Here is a 718-nt window from a genome sequence, read left to right on the forward strand (position 1 = left end):
TTACAGATTCGTGATGCGATGGGAGATATTCTGGAACAGTTACCGCTTGCCCTTACCAAAGAAGAAGATGCTTTTTCAAAAGATTTATTACTGCTGATGTTAAAACAATATGGTCTGTTTTTGGATTCCTTTCAGTTCGCCTGCAAAAACTTCAAGGGGAATGCTGGTCAGACGGATATTGCCAAAACAATAGGGTTTGAATCGAATGATGAATATAATGAGATTATGTTCTTAAGGGAAATCACTCCTACCATCAATGCTTTTAATGAGATGGCAGACGTTGTAAGGCTCTATTCCAAGAAACCAAAAACAGCAGAACAAAGGCTTGCAAATCTTTTATCAGAAGTCTTATACGAAGATTCCGAATCGGTATAGTAAGACAACCGGAGTTATGATATACTTACACGCACGAAGCATTTCATCAGTTCCGATTGTCTAATATCGAAAGGAGACATACGATTATGGCAAAAGGATCTGTAAGAAAAAAAGGAAAGAAATGGTACTACCGCTTCTATGTAGAGGACGCAAGCGGCAATCTTGTTCAGAAAGAATGCGTTGGAACAGAAAGCAAAAGTGGAACTGAAAAGCTGCTCCGTCAGGCAATGGATGATTATGAGAAAAAGAAATTTGTTGCCAAAGCGGAAAATCTCACAGTCGGACAACTTCTGGATGTGTGGGCAGAGGAGGAATTAAAAACAGGTACGCTCAGCAATGGTAC

Annotated in this window: 1 protein-coding gene and 1 pseudogene; both read left to right on the top strand. The window is 39.7% G+C overall.

Annotation, left to right across the window (positions count from 1 at the left end; all coding sequences use genetic code 11):
- Positions 1-375: hypothetical protein (locus H8R94_RS12030; protein WP_186854761.1), on the top strand; the 375-nt coding region annotated here is incomplete at its 5' end.
- 86 nt (positions 376-461) lie between these two features.
- Positions 462-718, top strand: a pseudogene (locus H8R94_RS12035) (site-specific integrase); the annotation flags it as partial.

Source organism: Roseburia lenta (assembly GCF_014287435.1).
GTDB lineage: Bacteria > Bacillota > Clostridia > Lachnospirales > Lachnospiraceae > Pararoseburia > Pararoseburia lenta.